Origin of the sequence: Nonomuraea sp. 3N208 (genome assembly GCF_052245935.1) — a bacterium.
Taxonomy (GTDB): domain Bacteria; phylum Actinomycetota; class Actinomycetes; order Streptosporangiales; family Streptosporangiaceae; genus Nonomuraea.
The window spans coordinates 230,795-247,830 of the sequence record NZ_JBQQBR010000009.1 but is presented as its reverse complement, the minus strand read 5'-3'; the positions used below and the strand labels follow the sequence as shown (position 1 = coordinate 247,830).

The following is a 17,036-nucleotide window of genomic DNA, read 5'->3' as shown; positions in this document are numbered from 1 at the left end:
TCAGCACGCCTAAAGCCGCTTGTAGCGCCCCTCGTGATACATGAGCGGCATCTCCTCGGACGGCGTGCCCATCGCGGTCACCGCGCCCACCACGATCGAATGGTCGCCGCCCTCATGGACATCCGTCGTCGTGCACTCCAGCGTGGCGATCGCCTCGTCGAACAACGCCACCCCCGACTCGCCCCGATGGTGCGCCCACCGGGTGAGCTGCCCGTTCAACGGCCGCCCCCGATGCGCGAAGAACCGTGAGGCGTCCTCCATCGAGGCAGGCAGCACGGACACTCCCCATATCCCCGCCTCCAGCACCGCATCGTGGAAGCGGGCCACCTTCTCGGCGCAGAACAACACGAGCAGCGGTTCGAGCGAAACGGACGTGAAGGAATTCACCGTCATCGCGTGATCGATGCCGCCGAACCTGGTCGTGACGATCGCGACTCCGGTGGCGAAGCGGCCGACGACCTTGCGATATGCCTCCGGGTCCACAGGCCGCTCTATCGAATGCACGAAGTCACTTTATGCCGCTACATCGGATTCTTCGGAGAATACCCCCGCAGAAGCCACGATCCCCCACCCGAAGAGGGCGAAAGCAAGTAGGCCACGACAAGAGCCACGAGCCCCCCGTACAGGTAGATGTAGCCGGCCGCGCCCTGCGCGATGACGAGATCACCGGATCCCAGCTCCAGCGTGAACGGCATCGTCACCAGCAACCACCCGACTGCCGTCACGACGGCCCCGAGCCGTGCGCGCATCAGCTTGCCCGCCCCCAGGCACACCCCGAACAGCGCCAGCACCCAGACGACGGCCGCGACCGGAACCGGGCCGACCTGCCACACCGGATCCGGGTGCGTGAACCCGCCCACGACCCCCATGACGACCCCCAGCACGAACAGCATGCCGTAGGCCGCCCCACCCAGCGCCGACTCGGCCTGGCTGCGATGCTCCATGTCGACTGAGGTTAGTGGATGCCCGCGAAGAGATCGTTCTCGCGGTTGTGCGGCTCACCGAGGCCGCCTGCCTCGACCGGCGGCCCGGGCACCGGCCGGCCGGGCACCCCGATGGCCAGGATGTAGTGCTCGACGCCCAGCACCTCCTGGCCGATGTTGTTGGACAGGGCGAACCACGTGTCCTGGACGCTGATCTGGGTGGCGTGCGCGCTCATGGCCTCGATCTTGTTGCCGATCCACGGGCGCGCGTCGATCTCGGTGGTGATGTCCTCGTCCCGGTTGCCGAACGGCATGTCGTCGACGTTCTCGGTGATGAAGTCCACATCGGCCTCGCGCAGCGCTTCCGCCGTGCGTCCCATGACCGACCTGGGCAGGGCCGTGTGGTAAAACTTCGCGATCTGCCACGGCTCGCCCTCGCCGAAGTCCGGTTTCGCGGCCAGCTCGAACGCTCTGCGCGAAACGCGGTGGGCCTGGATGTGGTCGGGGTGGCCGTAGAAGCCGTTGTCGTCGTACGTGACGAGCACCTGCGGGCGTACCTCGCGGATGACCTTGACCAGCTCGCCCGCGGCCTCGTCGAGGTCGGCGCCCCAGAACGCCCGGGGGTGGTCGTTGGACGCCACGCCCATCATCCCCGAGTCCCGCCACCGCCCAGGCTCGCCCAGGAAGCGGTGGTCCTCGACGCCGAGCGCCTGGCAGGCGGCGGCGAGCTCGCCGATCCGGTACGGGCCGAGCGCGTCGTCCTGGTCGGCGGCCAGGTGGGCGAGATCGCCGGGAATGATCTCCCCTTCCTCGCCCAGCGTGCAGGTCACGAGCGTGACATGGGCGCCCTCGGCGACGTATTTGGCCATGGTCGCGCCGGTGCCGATCGACTCGTCGTCCGGGTGGGCGTGCACGAGCAGGAGCCGTCGATCAGTCATGGCCACGAGCGTACCGACCAGGGTCCTGCTCATCAGACTCCGGCCCGGCCATGGGCCCGGCGGTGGCAGGATTGGGACCATGAGCGAGAGCTTTCCGCGTCTGTCTGCCAGAACCCGCCGGTTCACCCTCGGGGTGCCCAGGGGCTTCACGATCTCGCCTGACGGCGGCCGCGTGGTGTTCCTGCGGACGCGATCGGGCACCGACCCGGTGACGTGCTTGTGGGAGCTCGACACGGAAACGCACGTCGAACGCCTGGTCGTCGACCCTCGGACGATCCACGGCGACGAGGAGGACCTGCCGCCCGAGGAGCGGGCCAGGCGCGAGCGCAGCCGCGAGGCGGCGGGCGGCGTGGTCGCCTACGCCACCGACACCGACGTGACGACTGCCTGCTTCGCCCTGTCCGGCGGCCTCTACGTCGTCGACCTCGCCACCGGCCAGGCCCGCAAGCTGGAGACGGCGGGCGCGGTCATCGACCCCCGGCTGTCCCCCGACGGACGACGTGTCGCCTACGTGACCGGGGGCGCGCTCCGCGTCCAGGATCTGCTGGCGGGCGAGGACCGCGCGCTGGCCACGCCGGAGTCGGAGACGGTGACGTACGGGCTGGCCGAGTTCATCGCCGCTGAGGAGATGGACAGGATGCGCGGCTACTGGTGGGCGCCGTCGGGCGACGCGCTGCTGGTGGAGCGGGCGGACGAGGCCCCGGTACGCACCTGGCACATCGCCGACCCGGCCAATCCCGACCGGCCCGCGACCGCTCAGCGCTACCCTGCCGCCGGCACGTCCAACGCGATCACCGAACTCTACGTGCTGGGGCTCGACGGGTCGCGGGTCACGGTGCCGTACGCGGAGGAATACCTGACGACAGCCGCCTGGGACGCCCACGCGCTGTCGATCGTGACGCTGACCCGCGACCAGAAGACGATGCGGCTGTTCACGGTCGACCCGGCGACCGGCGCCTCCACCCTCATCCGCCAGGACAACGACCCTGCCTGGGTCGACATCGTCACCGGCGTGCCCGCCCACCTCGACGACGGTTCGCTGGTCTGGGTGGCCGGCTCCGATGGCGGTCACCGCCTCTTCGTGGGCGACCGCGCCGTCACGCCGCCGACGCTCCAGGTGCGGGCCGTGCTCGACGTCGATCACGACAGCGTGTTGTTCAGCGCGAGCGGCGACCCGACCGAGATCCAGCTGTGGACGTGGGACGGGCACTCTCTGCTGCCGGTCTCGACCCGCTCGGGGGTGTTCTCGGGGCGGATGGCAGGCGGGGTGGGCGTGCTCACCGAGCAGAGCCTCGACACCGAGGGAGTGTCTACCACGGTCGTCCGCCGCGACGGCATGGCCGTGCCGATCCCGTCCTTCGCCGAACGCCCCGGACTCGACCTACGGGTCTCGATCGGTCGCTCGGGCCGCAGGGAGCTGGCCACCGCCGTGGTGCTGCCCTCATGGCACGAACAGGGCTCGGGCAAGCTGCCCGTCCTCATGGACCCGTACGGCGGCCCGCACGCGCAGCGGGTGCTCAACCGGCGCGGCGCGTTCCTGGAGAGCCAGTGGTTCGCCGAACAAGGCTTCGCCGTCGTCGTCGCCGACGGCCGCGGCACCCCCGGCAGGGGCACCGATTTCGAGCGGGCTGTGCTCAACGACCTGGCGACCCCGGCGCTCGAGGACCAGATCGACGCCCTGCAGGGTGTGACCGAGCAATACGCCGACGACCTCGACCTGACAAGGGTGGCCATTCGCGGCTGGTCGTTCGGCGGCTTCCTGGCCGCGCTCGCGGTGCTGCGACGCCCCGACGTGTTCCACGCGGCCGTGGCAGGGGCGCCGGTGACGGACTGGCGGCTGTACGACACCTGCTACACCGAGCGATACCTGGGCCATCCGGACGAACAGCCCGAGGTGTACGAGAAGTCGTCGTTGTTCGCGGACGCCGACAAGCTCGATCGGCCGCTGCTGCTGATCCACGGCCTGGCCGACGACAACGTCGTGGCCGCGCACACGCTCCGCCTGTCGTCGGCTCTGCTCGCGGCCGGTCGCCAGCACAGCGTGCTCCCGCTCTCCGGCGTCACGCACATGACGCCCCAGGAGGTCGTGGCGGAGAACCTGCTGCTGCTCCAGGTCGACTTCCTGAAGAAGTCACTGGGCGTGACCTCCTGACCGGCCGCCGCCACGATCGCCTGGCGCCGGCTGGGTCTGACAACCCGTGGTAGGACTCTGCGCCCGGCAAAACCAAACCCTGGTCTGACGCGCCCGCGGCTGCCGGTCCGAGATCGTGGACGCCATGCTGAAGCCCATCCTCATCACCCTTTCCGTGCTCACCGTGAGCGTCCCGACGGCCACGGCGGCACAGGCCGGACCTCGCTCGGTGAGCCCGGGCGAGACGGCGACCACCATCCAGGACTGGAGTCCCTGTCCCAACGACAAGATCGGCATGGAGTGTGCCGACCTGCGAGTCCCGGCCGACTGGAAAAAACCCGAGGGCCGCACGATCACCCTCAAACTGGGGCGGCTCAGATCCACCGGCACCTCGGAAGGCTCTGTCCTGGTGGCCTACGGCGGCCCCGGCGGCCCGGGCATCGCCCTCACCCAGTCAGCCGCCTCGACTTGGTGGACCGATCTCCGCAAGCGCATGGACATCGTCACCTGGGACACCCGCGGCTACGGCGAGCAGTTCCAGGGTCTCAGCACCGGCCTGCCCTGCGTCTGGACCCGCATTCCCCTCCCCGACCTCCCCCGGGACGACGCCGACTTCGGCCGCCTGTCCGACACCAACCGCGGCTACGCCGAGGCATGCCGGCTCAAGGACCCCGAGCTGTTCGCCAACATGAGCTCAGCGGACCAGGCCAGAGACATGGAGGCGATCAGAAAGGCCCTGGGCGACCGGCCGCTCAACTACTACGGCGCTTCTTACGCCGGCTTCTACGGCCAGGCATACGCCCGCCTCTTCCCCGGCCGGATCCGCACGATGGTCCTCGACGGCACCTGGAACCACAGCGCCGCCGACTGGACCGGCGAGCTGGAGGAAATGGCGAAGTCCAACGAGCAGGCCATGCGGCGCTTCTTCACCTGGTGCGCCGCGAACGGCTGCGATGACGTCCCCGGCCTCTGGCGTGAGCTGATCGCCCGAGCCGACCGGACGCCCATCCCCACCACGACCGCCAACGTGGCCTACAAGGCCCGCGACCTGCAGTCCTTCGCCCTGTCCCACGCCCGTCAGGGCTCCACGGCCTGGCCTGGACTGGCCGAGGCCATCCGCAAGGCCGCCAAGGGCGATGCCTCGGACTTCGTTCCGTCTCGCGGCTCCCGCTACCCCGACCAGGCCACCGGTGTGACGGAATGCGCAGACTGGCCCCGCTTCGCCAACCTCAAGGAAGCCGTCGCCACGACCCGCCGTCTGCTCCACCTCGCTCCCAACACCGGCACCGCCAACACCCTGGCCTCGGCGACGCTGGGCTGCATCGGCTGGCCACAGCCGGTGAGCAACCCGCCCGCCCCGCTCCCCAAGGGCCTGCCGCCCATGCTGGGCGCGGGCGCGTGGGGCGAGTCGGACGCGGTGGCCCGCGTCCTGTCCCAGGTCCCGGGCAGCGTCAACATCTACCATGACGGCCCGGGCCACACGCTCTACGGCAACAACGCGTGCGCCCGCACCCACGTCAACCGCTACTTCACCGACCGCACCCTGCCCTCCCACCCGGCAGAGTGCTGACCACCGACCCACCGTCATCGTCCAGGACCAGTCAGTGCCCGCGCCTCACGGGCCGCTGTCCTCAGGATCGGGCGACCGTCGATGTCCCGTGCCAGCTGGACCACAGCGCGGCATAGGACCCGCCCTCGGCGACCAGCTCATCATGCGAACCCAGCTCGCTGATCCGCCCGTCCTCCACGACCGCCACCCGATCGGCATCGTGCGCCGTATACAGCCGGTGCGCGATCGCGATCACCGTACGCCCGTCCAGCACGGCGGCCAGGGAGCGCTCCAGATGCCTGGCCGCCCGAGGGTCGATGAGGGAGGTGGCCTCGTCCAGGACCAGGGTGTGCGGGTCGGCGAGCACCAGCCTGGCCAGTGCCAGCTGCTGGGCGTGGGCCGGCGAGATGGCCAGCCCGCCGGACCCGACCTGCGTCTCCAGCCCGGAAGGCAGCCCTTGCACCCAGTCGAGCGCGTCCACCGCCTCCAGCGCCTTGCGCACCGCCGCGTCGTCGGCATGGGGCCGGGCGATCAGGAGGTTGTCGCGCACGGTGCCCTTGAACACGTGATGCTCCTGGGTGACCAGCGCGACGTGCCCCCGCAGATCGTTCAGCGTCAGGTCCACGAGCGGCACGCCGCCCACGCTCACCGAGCCGGTGCGCGGCCCGTGGATGCCCGCCAGCAACCGGCCCAGCGTGGACTTGCCCGCTCCGGAAGGCCCGACCATGGCCAGCCGTTCGCCGGGCTGGACGGTCAGCGACACGCCGTGCAGCACGTCGCGGCCCTCACGGTAGGCGTACCTGACGTCGGAGGCCTCCAGCCGTTCTCCCGAGGGCCGTGCGGAGGAGGGCACCCGGTCTTCGGGCACGTTGGCCACGCCGAGGAGCCGCGCCATGGCGGCACCGCCCACCTGCAGCTCGTCGATCCACATCAGGAACCTGTCGAGCGGATCGATCAGCTGCTGGGCGTAGAGCGCGGCGGCGGTCACCTGGGCGAGCGTCACCCAGCCGTTGGTGTAGAACAGCCCGCCGACCAGCAGCGCGCTCACCACGGGGATGACGTAGCCCAGCTCGACGGCGGGATACCACTTGACGCGCAGCCCGAGCGTGTACCGCTCGGCCGCGTACGAGCTCCGGATGTCGCCGTCGGTACGCGCCCGGCGGCGTTCCTGGAGGCCCAGCGCCTCTACGGCCCTGGCGCCTTCGACGGTCTCGGCCAGTCCTTCGGTCATGTCGGCGTACGCGGCGTTCTCGCGCAGGTAGCCGTCGCGCGCCCGCTTCAGATACCAGCGGGTGGCCACCCAGAGGATCGGCCCCGCGATCAGCATCGGAAGCATGAGCAGCGGACTGACCAGCACCAGCGCGCCCACGGTGATCAGAAAGGTGACCATCGCGATCAGCGTCTCCGGCACGGCGTGCCGGACGGTGCGCGACAGGGAGTCCACGTCACGGGAGGTTCTGGTGATCAGGTCCCCGGACCCGGCCCGCTCGACCGTGGAGAGCGGCAGGGCGAGCACCTGGTTCACGAATTCCTCACGCAGCTCGGCCAGCACCTTCTCGCCGAGTTTGGCGGAGGCCAGGACGGCGTACCGCATGAGCACGCCTTGCAGCAGCAGGAACCCGCCGATGGCGGCGGCCACGACGGCGACGTTGACCTCGGCGCCGCGCTCGACGTCCTCGACCAGGTCGCCGAGCTGCCACGGCACGACCAGCCCGGCGACGGCGGCCAGGCCATGCAGGAGGAGGGCCACCGTGAGCCGGCGCGGGTATTTGAGCGTCAGCCGCCGGGCATAGGCGCGCACCTGCTTCCGGTCGGCGACCGGCAGGATTTCACGTGCCACGGATCAGTCCTCTCCACGGGTGACGGTCGCCGCGTATTCAGGCGAGTTGTCCAGCAGCTGCCGGTGCGTGCCCTCGGCGAGCACCCGGCCGTCCTCGACGTAGATCACGTGGTCCGTGCGGTCGAGCACCAGCGGGCTGGTCGTGCAGATCAGCGTCGTCTTGCCGACGCGGCTCCCGGCCAGGCGCTCGGCGATGCGGGCCTCGCTGTGGGCGTCGACAGCGCTGGTGGGCTCGACCAGGATGAGCACTTCGGGGTCGGCCAGCAGCGCCCTGACCAGCCGCAGCCGCTGCTGCTGTCCACCGGAGAACTCCCGCCCCGCCTCGGCCACCCACGTGTCGAGCCCATCGGGCAGGGCTTCGATGATGTCGTCCGCACAAGCCGCGTAGAGCGCCTCGCGCATCCGCTCATCGTCGGCGCCCTCGCTGTCCCGCACCTTCCACCCTCCGTCGACCAACTCGCCATCGATCAGCCGCCCATCGATCAGCGGCCCGTCGGCCGGCCCTCCACCGATCAGCCACTCATCGGTCGGCCCTTCATCGATCAGCCGTCCATCGGCCGGCCCTCCGTCGGTCGGCTCCCCATCGGATGCCAACTTGCCCCCTGTGTGGTGAAGCGCGTCCTTGGAGGCGCCGCCTTCCGACCCGCCGGTGCCTGGCCGACCGCCCCATCCCGCAGCGGTGCCGGCCGGAACGAGCGCGTCCAACCGGTCGGCGGTTCCCGGGCTGGTGCGGATGGTCAGTTCGTCCCGGAGACGGCCGATGAAGAGGCGGGCGGCGTTGTCGGCGACGAGGATGCGGCGGCGTACCTCGCCCAGCGGCAACGTGCTGAGGTCGGCCGTCCCGAACGTGACGTCCCCAATGGTGTAGCGGCCGAGCCGGTCGGCGATGGCGATGGCGTCCTCGGGCGCGCTGGCGGCCACCGCCGTGAGCATGCCCGGCTGCACCGTGACCCCGCTGTACGAGTCCCGCAGCACCCCGCCCGCGCTGCTCCCCTGACCGCCCTTGACCTCGGGCTCCATGGAGAGGATGTGGATCACCCGTCCGGCCGCCACATGACCCTTGGTGAGCTTGTCCGCCATCTCGGTGAGCGTCCGCATGGGGCCGATGAGGAACACCGCGTAGAGGTAGAACGCGACGAGTTGCCCAGTAGGGATCTCCCCGGCCACGGCGAAGGAGGCGCCGACGCCGGTGACGATCGCAATGAGCAGGCCGGGCAGCAGGATCTGGGCGCCTTCCAGCACCGACTCGACACGGGCCACACGCACGCCGGCCTGCCGCACGAGCTGCGACTCCTCCCGGTAGCGCTCGGCGAACACCTGCTCGCCACCGATGCCGCGCAGCACCCGCAGCCCGGCCACGATGTCGGCGGCCCTGGTGGACAGCTCGCCGGTCAGCTCGCGTTGACTGGCCTGCCGCCGGTGCAGGGGCCTGAGCAGCGGTCCGACGGCGACGGCCATGAGCGGCACGCCGAACAGCACGAGCAGCCCGAGCGGCAGCGAGGTCGAGATGAGGATCACGGTGACGGTGATGATCGCCACGACGGAGCCGATGCCACGCAGCAGGATGTCCATGGAGCTGCCGATGTGGGCGATGTCGGAGTTGCCGACGCTGACGACCTCGCCGGTCGAGAGCCGTTTGGGGAGAGTGGCGCCGAGCCTGGCGGCCTGCCTGGCCGTGAGCTGCACGGTGCGGTACGCGGCGGCCAGCCAGTTGTAGACGGCCAGCCGGTGCCGCATGACTCCGCTGAACGCCTGCAGCAACCCCAGCCCGAACAGGATGGACGACCAGGTCAGCAGTGCCCCCGTGTCCTTGGCGGTCACGGCCTCGATGCCCTGCCCGAGCACGGCCGGCATCAATGCCTGCACCAGCCACCACAGGGTCGCGTACCCGATGCCCGCGAGCAGGGATGGCGTCTGCCGCCGCGCGGTCCACCACAGATAGCGGAGCGGGCTGCGGATGTCGGGCACGCCGGGATCGGCCTCAGGAAGGGAGCGCATAGGGAGTCAAGGTTGACAAGGCGTCCCCTGGCCCGGCAAACGATTTTCGCGCTGCCAGGGTCGCCGCCGACGTCCGCTCCGAGCCGTCCCGTGGTCAGAGCGCACGGAATGCCCGCCATGTGTACGCCAACGCGACCAAGGCCGTAACCGTCAGCAGCACATACCCGATCGTGTACGCGCCGGTGGCGGCGTAGACAGCCCCCATGACGAGCGGCGGGAAGTATCCGCCCAGCCCGCCGGCCGCGCCCACGAGCCCGGTCACCGTGCCCACTTTGGAGGCCTCGACCAGCCTGGCCACCAGCGCGAACACACCGCCCGTGCCGAGCCCCAGGAAGAAGGCCATGAGCACGAAGCTCACCCCGGCAGGCACCTCGAGAGGCGGCCGCGACGCCAGGACGACCGCCATGACCGCGACCCCGGCGAACGCGATCAGCAACACCCGCACGGCCCCGATCCGGTCGGAGAGCGTGCCGCCCAGCGGCCTGGACAGCACGGCCGCGATCGAGAACCCGGCCGTACGCAGTCCGGCATCCGTCTGGACGAACCGGTAAACGTTCTCCAGCAACGTTGGCAGGTAGGTGGAGAACGCCACGAACCCGCCGAACGCGACCGCGTACAGGAAGGCGCACTGCCAGGTCGCTTTGATGCGCAGCGCCTCCCGGGCGGCCGGCACGGATGCGGCGGCGGGCGACCAGCGGGGCGAGTCGCGGCTCCCGCCCAGCATGATCACCCCGGTCAGCGCCAGCAGCGCCGCCATCAGCACGTGGGCAGGCGCCCGCCCGAAGGCCTCCACCAGGCGCGGCGTGCAGAACGCCGACAGCGCGGTCCCGCCCATGCCCGCCCCGAACACGCCGGTCGCGAAGCCCCGGCGGGCGGGCTCGTACCAGGCGTTCACGAAGGGGATGCCGATCGCGAACGACGTGCCGGGAATGCCGAGCAGGAACCCCCAGAACAGCAGCCATCCGTACGAGTCAGACCATCCGACGAACAACACGGGCACGATCGAGACGAAGCAGACGACGGCGAACATGCGCCGCCCGCCGAGCCGGTCGGCCAGCATCCCCGTCGGGATCCGCCCCAGAGCACCGACCAGAACCGGGATCGCGACCAGCAGCGACGTCTGCGTCGGCGACAGTCCGAGTCGCCTGCTGTAGCTGCCCGCCAGCGGCCCGATCAGGTTCCACGCCCAGAACGTGACCGCGAACGCCATCGTGGCCAGCACCAGGTTCCGCACCTGACCTTTACGAAGCTCAGACATATACCCTGTGTAACAGAGGGCTACCGTCTGTGATGAAGTGGGGGTATGAGCGCGGAGGACGTCCTACTGAAGATGGGCCGGTTCCTACGCAGGTCGGCCACGAGCCCGGACTTGCGGGCCGTCTACCTGACTGGCGGCACCGAAGGCGACGCCTACTACCGGGACCGGTGGAGCCACGACAAAGTGGTCCGCTCCACGCATGGGGTGAACTGCACGGGATCGTGCTCGTGGAAGGTCTTCGTCAAGGACGGCATCATCACGTGGGAGGCCCAGCAGACCGACTACCCGAGCGTGGGCCCCGACCGCCCCGAGTACGAGCCGCGCGGCTGCCCGCGCGGTGCCGCCTTCTCCTGGTACACCTACTCGCCGACCCGGATCCGCTATCCATACGCCCGGCGCGTCCTGCTCGACATGTACATGGATGCCCGGCAACGCCTGGGCGACCCGGTAGCCGCCTGGGCCGAAATCACGACAAATCCGGAAAAACGGGAAAAGTACCAGAAGGCCCGCGGCCACGGCGGCCTCGTCCGCGTCACCTGGGACCTGGCCACCGAGATGATCGCCGCCGCCCACGTCCACACCATCAAGGCCTACGGCCCGGACCGCATCGCCGGCTTCTCCCCCATCCCCGCCATGTCGATGGTCTCCCACGCGATCGGCTCCAGGTTCGTGTCGCTGATCGGCGGCACCATGCTGTCCTTCTACGACTGGTACGCCGACCTGCCGGTGGCCTCCCCCCAGGTGTTCGGCGACCAGACCGACGTGCCGGAGTCCGCGGACTGGTGGGACGCCGCGTACCTGCTGATGTGGGGCGCGAACGTCCCCGTCACCCGCACCCCGGACACCCACTGGATGGCCGAGGCCCGCTACCGCGGCCAGAAGGTCGTGGTCGTGAGCCCCGATTACAACGACGCCGCCACGTTCGCCGACGAGTTCCTGAGCGTGCGACCGGGCACGGACGGCGCGCTGGCCATGGCCATGGGGCACGTCCTGCTCAAGGAGTTCTTCGTCGACCGCGAGACGCCGTTCTTCACCGACTACGTCAAGCGTTTCACCGACCTGCCCTTCCTGGTGCGGCTGGACGTGCACGACGGCGCCTGCGTGCCCGGCAAGTTCCTCACGGCGCGGGACCTGGGCTCCCCCGAGGAGGCGGCCGAGTGGAAGACCGTCCTCATGTCGCGGGACGGCGTGCCGGTGGTGCCGAACGGCTCGATCGGATTCCGCTGGACGGAGTCGGGCAAGGGCCGCTGGAACCTGAACCTCGACACGGACCCCGAGCTCACCCTCCTCGGCCGCGGGCAGACCACGGAGGTGCTGCTGCCCCGCTTCGACGGCGGCGCCGCGACCCACCGGGGCGTGCCGGTGGCGCGGGTCGGGGACCATCTCGTCACCACGGTGTTCGACCTGCTGCTCGCCCAGTACGGCGTCCAGCGGGAGGGGCTGCCCGGCGATTGGCCGACCGGCTACGAGGACGCCGCGCAGCCGTACACGCCGGCCTGGCAGGAGCCGATCACGGGCGTCCCCGCCGACCGCGCCATCAGGATCGCCAGGGAGTTCGCCAGGACGGCGGAGGTGTCGAAGGGCCGCTGCATGATCATCCTGGGAGCGGGCACCACGCAGTGGTTCCACGGCGACACGATCTACCGCGCGTTCCTGTCGCTGCTCCTGCTGACCGGCTGCCAGGGCCGCAACGGCGGCGGCTGGGCGCACTACGTGGGTCAGGAGAAATGCCGCCCGCAGACGGGATCGGCGCTGCTGGCAGGCGCCACGGACTGGTCGCGGCCGCCCCGGCAGGCCCCGGGCACGCCGTTCTGGTATCTGCACACCGACCAGTGGCGCTACGACCGCTTCGACGCCGGCGAGCTGACCTCGCCTCTGGCCCGCGGCACCTTCCGCGGCAAACACACCGCCGACCTCATCACGGAGGCCGTGCGGAACGGCTGGATGCCGATGTCCCCGATGTTCGACCGCAACCCGCTGGACCTCGGCGACGCGGCGGACCCGATCGCCCACACCCGCGCCGAGCTGCAGGCGGGCAGGCTGGGGTACGCCGTCGAGCACCCGGACGACCCGCGTAACTGGCCGCGCGTGCTCACCCTCTGGCGCTCGAACCTGCTCGGCTCTTCGGCCAAGGGCGACGAGTACTTCCTGCACCACCTCCTGGGCACGGCCTCCAACCTGGAGCACCCCGACGAGCAGGCGGCGACGGGCAAGCTGGATCTCCTCCTCACTCTCGACTTCCGGATGACGTCCTCGACGGTCTTCTCCGACATCGTGCTCCCGGCCGCGACCTGGTACGAGAAGCACGACCTGTCGTCCACGGACATGCACCCGTTCGTGCACGCGTTCAACCCGGCGATCACCCCGCCCTGGCAGACGAAGACGGATTTCGCCGCCTTCCACCTCATCGCCCGCGCCTTCAGCGACCTCGCCAGAGAGCACCTGGGCGTGCGCCGCGACGTGGTCGCGACGGCACACCAGCACGACACCCCGGGCGAGCTGGCCCGGGACACCGGACCGGACCTCAAGCTGGTCGAACGCGACTACGGCGCGATCGCCGAGAAACTCGCCGCGCTCGGCCCGCTGACGGAGAAGCTCGGCCTCCCGGTCAAGGGCGTGACCTTCCTGCCCGACGAGGAGGTCGCCTGGCTGGGCCAGCGCTGCGGCCTCGTTCCGCGCGGCGTGGCCAAGGGCAGGCCGGAGCTGGACACCGACTCCAAGGCCTGCGAGGCCATCCTCGCCCTGTCGGGAGTCAGCAACGGCCGCCTTGCCGTCCAGGGGTTCCGGCAACTCGCCGCACGGACCGGCACCGACCTCGACGGCCTGGCCCACGAGGGGCACCGCATCGTCTTCTCCGACACCCAGGCCAGGCCGGTGCACGTCGCCGCCAGCCCCGAGTGGTCGGGCAAGGAGGCGCACAACCGCCGCTACTCGCCCTTCACGATCAACGTCGAGAACGGCAAGCCCTGGCACACCCTCACCGGCCGCATGCACTTCTTCCTCGACCACGACTGGATGCACGAGTACGGGGAGGCCCTGCCGATCTACCGCCCCCCGCTGGACCTGGCCGCCCTGCTGGGCGAGACCGGAACGCTACGGTTCCTGACCCCGCACAGCAAGTGGTCGATCCACTCCGAGTACCAGGACAACCTGCTCATGTTGTCGCTCTCCCGCGGCGGCCCCACGATCTGGATGTCCGTCGAGGACGCGGCCAGGATCGGGGTGGCCGACAACGACTGGGTCGAGGCGGTCAACCGCAACGGCGTGGTGGTGGCGCGGGCGATCGTCTCCCACCGCATGCCGGCGGGCACGGTCTACATGCACCACGCCCAGGACCGTTTGATCGACGTGCCGAAGTCGGAGGCGACCGGCCACCGCGGCGGCATCCACAACGCGCTGACCAGGATCCTCATCAAGCCGACGCACATGATCGGTGGTTACGCCCAGCTCTCGTACGGCTTCAACTACCTCGGCCCCACCGGCAACCAGCGCGACGAGCTGACCACCATTCGTCGCAGATCCCAGGAGGTACGGTACTGATGCGGATCATGGCCCAGATCGCCATGGTGATGAACCTGGACAAGTGCATCGGGTGCCACACCTGCTCGGTCACGTGCAAGCAGACCTGGACCAACCGGCCGGGCGTCGAGTACGTCTGGTTCAACAACGTCGAGACCCGCCCCGGCCAGGGCTACCCCAGACGCTACGAGGACCAGGACCGCTGGCACGGCGGCTGGACCCTGAACCGCAAGGGCAAACTCGAACTCCGCGCGGGGGGCCGCCTGCGCAAGCTGCTCACCATCTTCGCCAACCCGCTCATGCCGTCCATCCAGGACTACTACGAGCCCTGGACCTACGACTACGAGAACCTCACGAACGCGCCTCTCTCCGACGACGTCCCCGTCGCGCCGCCCAGGTCGCTGATCAGCAATGAGCCCACCAAGATCCGCTGGAGCGCCAACTGGGATGACAGCCTCGGCGGCGATCCCACGCCCGACCCCGTGCTGGCCCAGGTGTCGGAGCAGATCAAGCTGTCGTTCGAAGAAGCGTTCATGTTCTACCTGCCGCGCATCTGCGAGCACTGCCTCAACCCGTCGTGCGTGGCCTCCTGCCCCTCGGGCGCGCTGTACAAGCGCGAGGAGGACGGCATCGTGCTGGTGGACCAGGACCGCTGCCGCGGCTGGCGCATGTGCGTGACCGGCTGCCCGTACAAGAAGATGTATTTCAACCACAAGACCGGCAAGGCCGAGAAGTGCACGTTCTGCTATCCGCGAGTCGAGGTCGGCCTGCCGACCGTCTGCTCGGAGACGTGCGTCGGCCGCCTGCGCTATCTCGGAGTCCTGCTGTACGACGCCGACCGCGTCTCGGCGGCGGCTTCGGTCCCCAACGAGCGCGACCTGTACGAGGCCCAGCTGGACGTCTTCGTCGACCCCGACGACCCGGCCGTCGCCAGTGCCGGTCTGCCCCCCGACTGGGTGGAGGCTGCCCGCAGATCGCCCGTGTACCAGCTGATCAAGAAATACCGGATCGCGCTCCCCCTGCACCCGGAGTACCGGACCCTGCCCATGGTCTGGTACGTCCCGCCGCTCTCCCCCGTCGTGGACGCGCTCGCCGGCACCGGCCACGACGGCGAGGACGCGGTCAACCTGTTCGCCGCCATCGAGGCGTTGCGCATCCCCGTCGGCTACCTGGCCGAGCTGTTCACCGCGGGAGACCCCGCGCCGGTGAACACCGCGCTGCGCCGCCTGGCCGCGATGCGCTCGTACATGCGGGCGGTCAACCTGGGCGAGCCGCACCCAGTCCCGCCCGACGCGGGCCTGACGGAGGACGAGCTGCACGCCATGTACCGGCTGCTGGCGCTCGCCAAGTACGACGAGCGATACGTGATCCCGACCGCGTACGGCAACCCGCCGGGGATCGTGGAGGAAGGGGCGTGCAGCCTCGACTACGACGGCGGGCCCGGCATGCAGCCGCCGTTCGGCGAGGCGTCGGGCCGCCCGGTGCCGATCTCGATCGAGAGCTTCCACGGCCTGAAGGAGCGCCAGACCAGCGACGAGATCACCCACGACCGGGTGAACCTCCTCAACTGGGACGGCCGGGGCACTCCGGCCGGGCTGTTCCCCCCGCGGAGGAAGAAATCATGACCGAGCCCGTGCTCTGGCAGGCCGCCGCGCATCTGCTGGCCTACCCCGACGAACGGTTCTGGCGCCGGCTGCCGCTGATCAGGGAGGCGGCGGAGCCGTACTTCGCCGAGTTCCTCGCCCGGGCCGCGGAGCTGGGTCCCGGCGAGCTGGCGGCGCACTACGTGGAGACGTTTGACCTGAACCGGCGCTGCTGCCTCTACCTGACCTACTACGCCGACGGCGACACCCGCCGACGGGGCGAGTCGCTGGCCGCGCTGAAACGCCGCTACCGCGCCGCGGGATGGGAGCTGATGGACGACGAGCTGCCGGACTTCCTGCCGGTCGTGCTGGAGTTCGCCGCACTCGACCCCTCCGGGGCCGCGCTGCTCGCCGAGCACCGCGTGGGGCTGGAACTCCTGCTGGCCGCCCTGGCGGCACGCGAGTCGCCGTACGCGCACGTGATCGGCGCCGTGTGCGCCGCGCTCCCGCGGCTCACCGCCGCCCAGCGGGCCGCGGCTGGCCGGCTTGCCGCGGGCGGGCCGCCTGCCGAGACCGTGGGGAGGCACGCATGAGGTGGGGCGAGAGCCTGGCGTGGGTCGTGGCGCCGTACATCACGATCGTGATCTTCGTCGGCGGCCTGATCTGGCGCTACCGATACGACAAGTTCGGCTGGACCACGCGTTCCTCCCAGCTCTACGAGAGCCGGCTGCTGCGCCTGGCCAGCCCGCTGTTCCACTACGCGCTGCTCGTCGTGATCGTCGGCCACATCACTGGGCTGCTCATCCCGAGGACCTGGACCGACGCCATCGGCGTGAGCAACTACGCCTACCACGTGAACGCGCTCACCTGGGGCGGGATCGCCGGCCTTGCCACGCTGGTGGCGGTGGGCCTGCTGATCTACCGCCGCCGCACCACCGGCCCGGTGTTCATGGCGACCACGAAGAACGACAAGACCATGTACGCGGTGCTGACGCTGGCGATCTTCTCGGGGGTGGTGACGACGGTGGCGGGGTTCGTGCCCAGCGAGGTGAGTTACCGGACCACGGTCGGACCCTGGTTCCGCGGCGTGCTCACCCTCCAGCCGGACGTGATGGCGATGGGGCAAGCGAGCGGCCTTTACAAGGTGCACACTTTGATCGGGATGGTGCTGATCGTACTTTTCCCGTTCAGCCGCTTGGTGCACGCGCTTTCCGCCCCGTTGGGCTATTTGTTCCGTCCTTACATCGTGTATCGGAGGCGGCCGAGGTAGCGTGCCACGGCTCCCAGGAGTGGTCTG

Annotated in this window: 12 protein-coding genes; 6 read left to right on the top strand and 6 right to left on the bottom strand. The window is 70.0% G+C overall.

All coding sequences use genetic code 11. The annotated features are described in order from the left end of the window. Positions 1–9 precede the first annotated feature (9 nt). The 3 genes from ACTWPT_RS16385 to mshB are packed head-to-tail and all read right to left on the bottom strand — an operon-like array spanning position 10 to position 1,861. A complete protein-coding gene (locus ACTWPT_RS16385; RefSeq protein WP_443178225.1) occupies positions 10–504 on the bottom strand; it encodes a flavin reductase family protein in 495 nt (164 codons plus the stop codon). A gap of 17 nt (positions 505–521) precedes the next feature. Further along, positions 522–944 (bottom strand): DUF6113 family protein, encoded by a 423-nt coding sequence (locus ACTWPT_RS16380; RefSeq protein WP_443178224.1) that lies wholly within the window; start codon positions 942–944, stop codon positions 522–524. Positions 945–955: 11 nt separating this feature from the next. Beyond that, positions 956–1,861, bottom strand: coding sequence for an N-acetyl-1-D-myo-inositol-2-amino-2-deoxy-alpha-D-glucopyranoside deacetylase (gene mshB, locus ACTWPT_RS16375; RefSeq protein WP_443178223.1), 906 nt, complete (start codon positions 1,859–1,861; stop codon positions 956–958). Between the two features lie 79 nt (positions 1,862–1,940). On the opposite strand from mshB, the gene ACTWPT_RS16370 reads away from it, so the two are divergent. Beyond that, complete coding sequence (locus tag ACTWPT_RS16370; RefSeq protein WP_443178222.1) at positions 1,941–4,013, top strand: prolyl oligopeptidase family serine peptidase; 2,073 nt, start codon at positions 1,941–1,943, stop codon at positions 4,011–4,013. A gap of 124 nt (positions 4,014–4,137) precedes the next feature. Continuing rightward, the gene (locus ACTWPT_RS16365; RefSeq protein WP_443178221.1) at positions 4,138–5,562 is read left to right on the top strand and encodes an alpha/beta fold hydrolase; all 1,425 of its coding nucleotides are present in this window, start codon (positions 4,138–4,140) and stop codon (positions 5,560–5,562) included. 61 nt (positions 5,563–5,623) lie between these two features. Here ACTWPT_RS16365 and ACTWPT_RS16360 read toward each other — a convergent pair whose 3' ends face one another. The 3 genes from ACTWPT_RS16360 to ACTWPT_RS16350 form a co-directional block, all read right to left on the bottom strand. Continuing rightward, complete coding sequence (locus tag ACTWPT_RS16360) at positions 5,624–7,381, bottom strand: ABC transporter ATP-binding protein (RefSeq protein ID WP_443178220.1); 1,758 nt, start codon at positions 7,379–7,381, stop codon at positions 5,624–5,626. A gap of 3 nt (positions 7,382–7,384) precedes the next feature. Then, positions 7,385–9,379, bottom strand: coding sequence for an ABC transporter transmembrane domain-containing protein (locus tag ACTWPT_RS16355; protein ID WP_443178219.1), 1,995 nt, complete (start codon positions 9,377–9,379; stop codon positions 7,385–7,387). A gap of 94 nt (positions 9,380–9,473) precedes the next feature. Beyond that, positions 9,474–10,637 carry an MFS transporter gene (locus ACTWPT_RS16350; protein WP_443178218.1) on the bottom strand — a complete coding sequence of 388 codons (1,164 nt, stop codon included), beginning with the start codon at positions 10,635–10,637 and terminating at the stop codon, positions 9,474–9,476. Positions 10,638–10,682: 45 nt separating this feature from the next. On the opposite strand from ACTWPT_RS16350, the gene ACTWPT_RS16345 reads away from it, so the two are divergent. The 4 genes from ACTWPT_RS16345 to narI are packed head-to-tail and all read left to right on the top strand — an operon-like array spanning position 10,683 to position 17,009. Beyond that, positions 10,683–14,177 (top strand): nitrate reductase subunit alpha, encoded by a 3,495-nt coding sequence (locus tag ACTWPT_RS16345; protein ID WP_443178217.1) that lies wholly within the window; start codon positions 10,683–10,685, stop codon positions 14,175–14,177. Then, entirely contained in the window at positions 14,177–15,781 is a 1,605-nt protein-coding gene (gene narH, locus ACTWPT_RS16340; RefSeq protein ID WP_443178216.1) for a nitrate reductase subunit beta, read from the top strand. Before ACTWPT_RS16345 ends, narH begins: the two co-directional genes overlap by 1 nt. Beyond that, positions 15,778–16,332: a nitrate reductase molybdenum cofactor assembly chaperone gene (gene narJ, locus ACTWPT_RS16335; protein ID WP_443178215.1), complete on the top strand. Its 555-nt coding sequence runs from the start codon at positions 15,778–15,780 to the stop codon at positions 16,330–16,332. The genes narH and narJ overlap by 4 nt, the downstream gene beginning before the upstream one ends. Then, the gene (narI, locus tag ACTWPT_RS16330; RefSeq protein WP_443178214.1) at positions 16,329–17,009 is read left to right on the top strand and encodes a respiratory nitrate reductase subunit gamma; all 681 of its coding nucleotides are present in this window, start codon (positions 16,329–16,331) and stop codon (positions 17,007–17,009) included. The genes narJ and narI overlap by 4 nt, the downstream gene beginning before the upstream one ends. Positions 17,010–17,036: the final 27 nt, after the last annotated feature.

What these genes read in the sequence shown, in the direction of transcription:
- ACTWPT_RS16380 (WP_443178224.1), bottom strand. Translation starts at nt 944, where the DNA reads ATGGAGCATCGCAGCCAGGCCGAGTCGGCGCTGGGTGGGGCGGCCTAC.
- mshB (WP_443178223.1), bottom strand. Translation starts at nt 1,861, where the DNA reads ATGACTGATCGACGGCTCCTGCTCGTGCACGCCCACCCGGACGACGAG.
- ACTWPT_RS16370 (WP_443178222.1), top strand. Translation starts at nt 1,941, where the DNA reads ATGAGCGAGAGCTTTCCGCGTCTGTCTGCCAGAACCCGCCGGTTCACC.
- ACTWPT_RS16365 (WP_443178221.1), top strand. Translation starts at nt 4,138, where the DNA reads ATGCTGAAGCCCATCCTCATCACCCTTTCCGTGCTCACCGTGAGCGTC.
- ACTWPT_RS16355 (WP_443178219.1), bottom strand. Translation starts at nt 9,379, where the DNA reads ATGCGCTCCCTTCCTGAGGCCGATCCCGGCGTGCCCGACATCCGCAGC.
- ACTWPT_RS16350 (WP_443178218.1), bottom strand. Translation starts at nt 10,637, where the DNA reads ATGTCTGAGCTTCGTAAAGGTCAGGTGCGGAACCTGGTGCTGGCCACG.
- ACTWPT_RS16345 (WP_443178217.1), top strand. Translation starts at nt 10,683, where the DNA reads ATGAGCGCGGAGGACGTCCTACTGAAGATGGGCCGGTTCCTACGCAGG.
- narH (WP_443178216.1), top strand. Translation starts at nt 14,177, where the DNA reads ATGCGGATCATGGCCCAGATCGCCATGGTGATGAACCTGGACAAGTGC.
- narJ (WP_443178215.1), top strand. Translation starts at nt 15,778, where the DNA reads ATGACCGAGCCCGTGCTCTGGCAGGCCGCCGCGCATCTGCTGGCCTAC.
- narI (WP_443178214.1), top strand. Translation starts at nt 16,329, where the DNA reads ATGAGGTGGGGCGAGAGCCTGGCGTGGGTCGTGGCGCCGTACATCACG.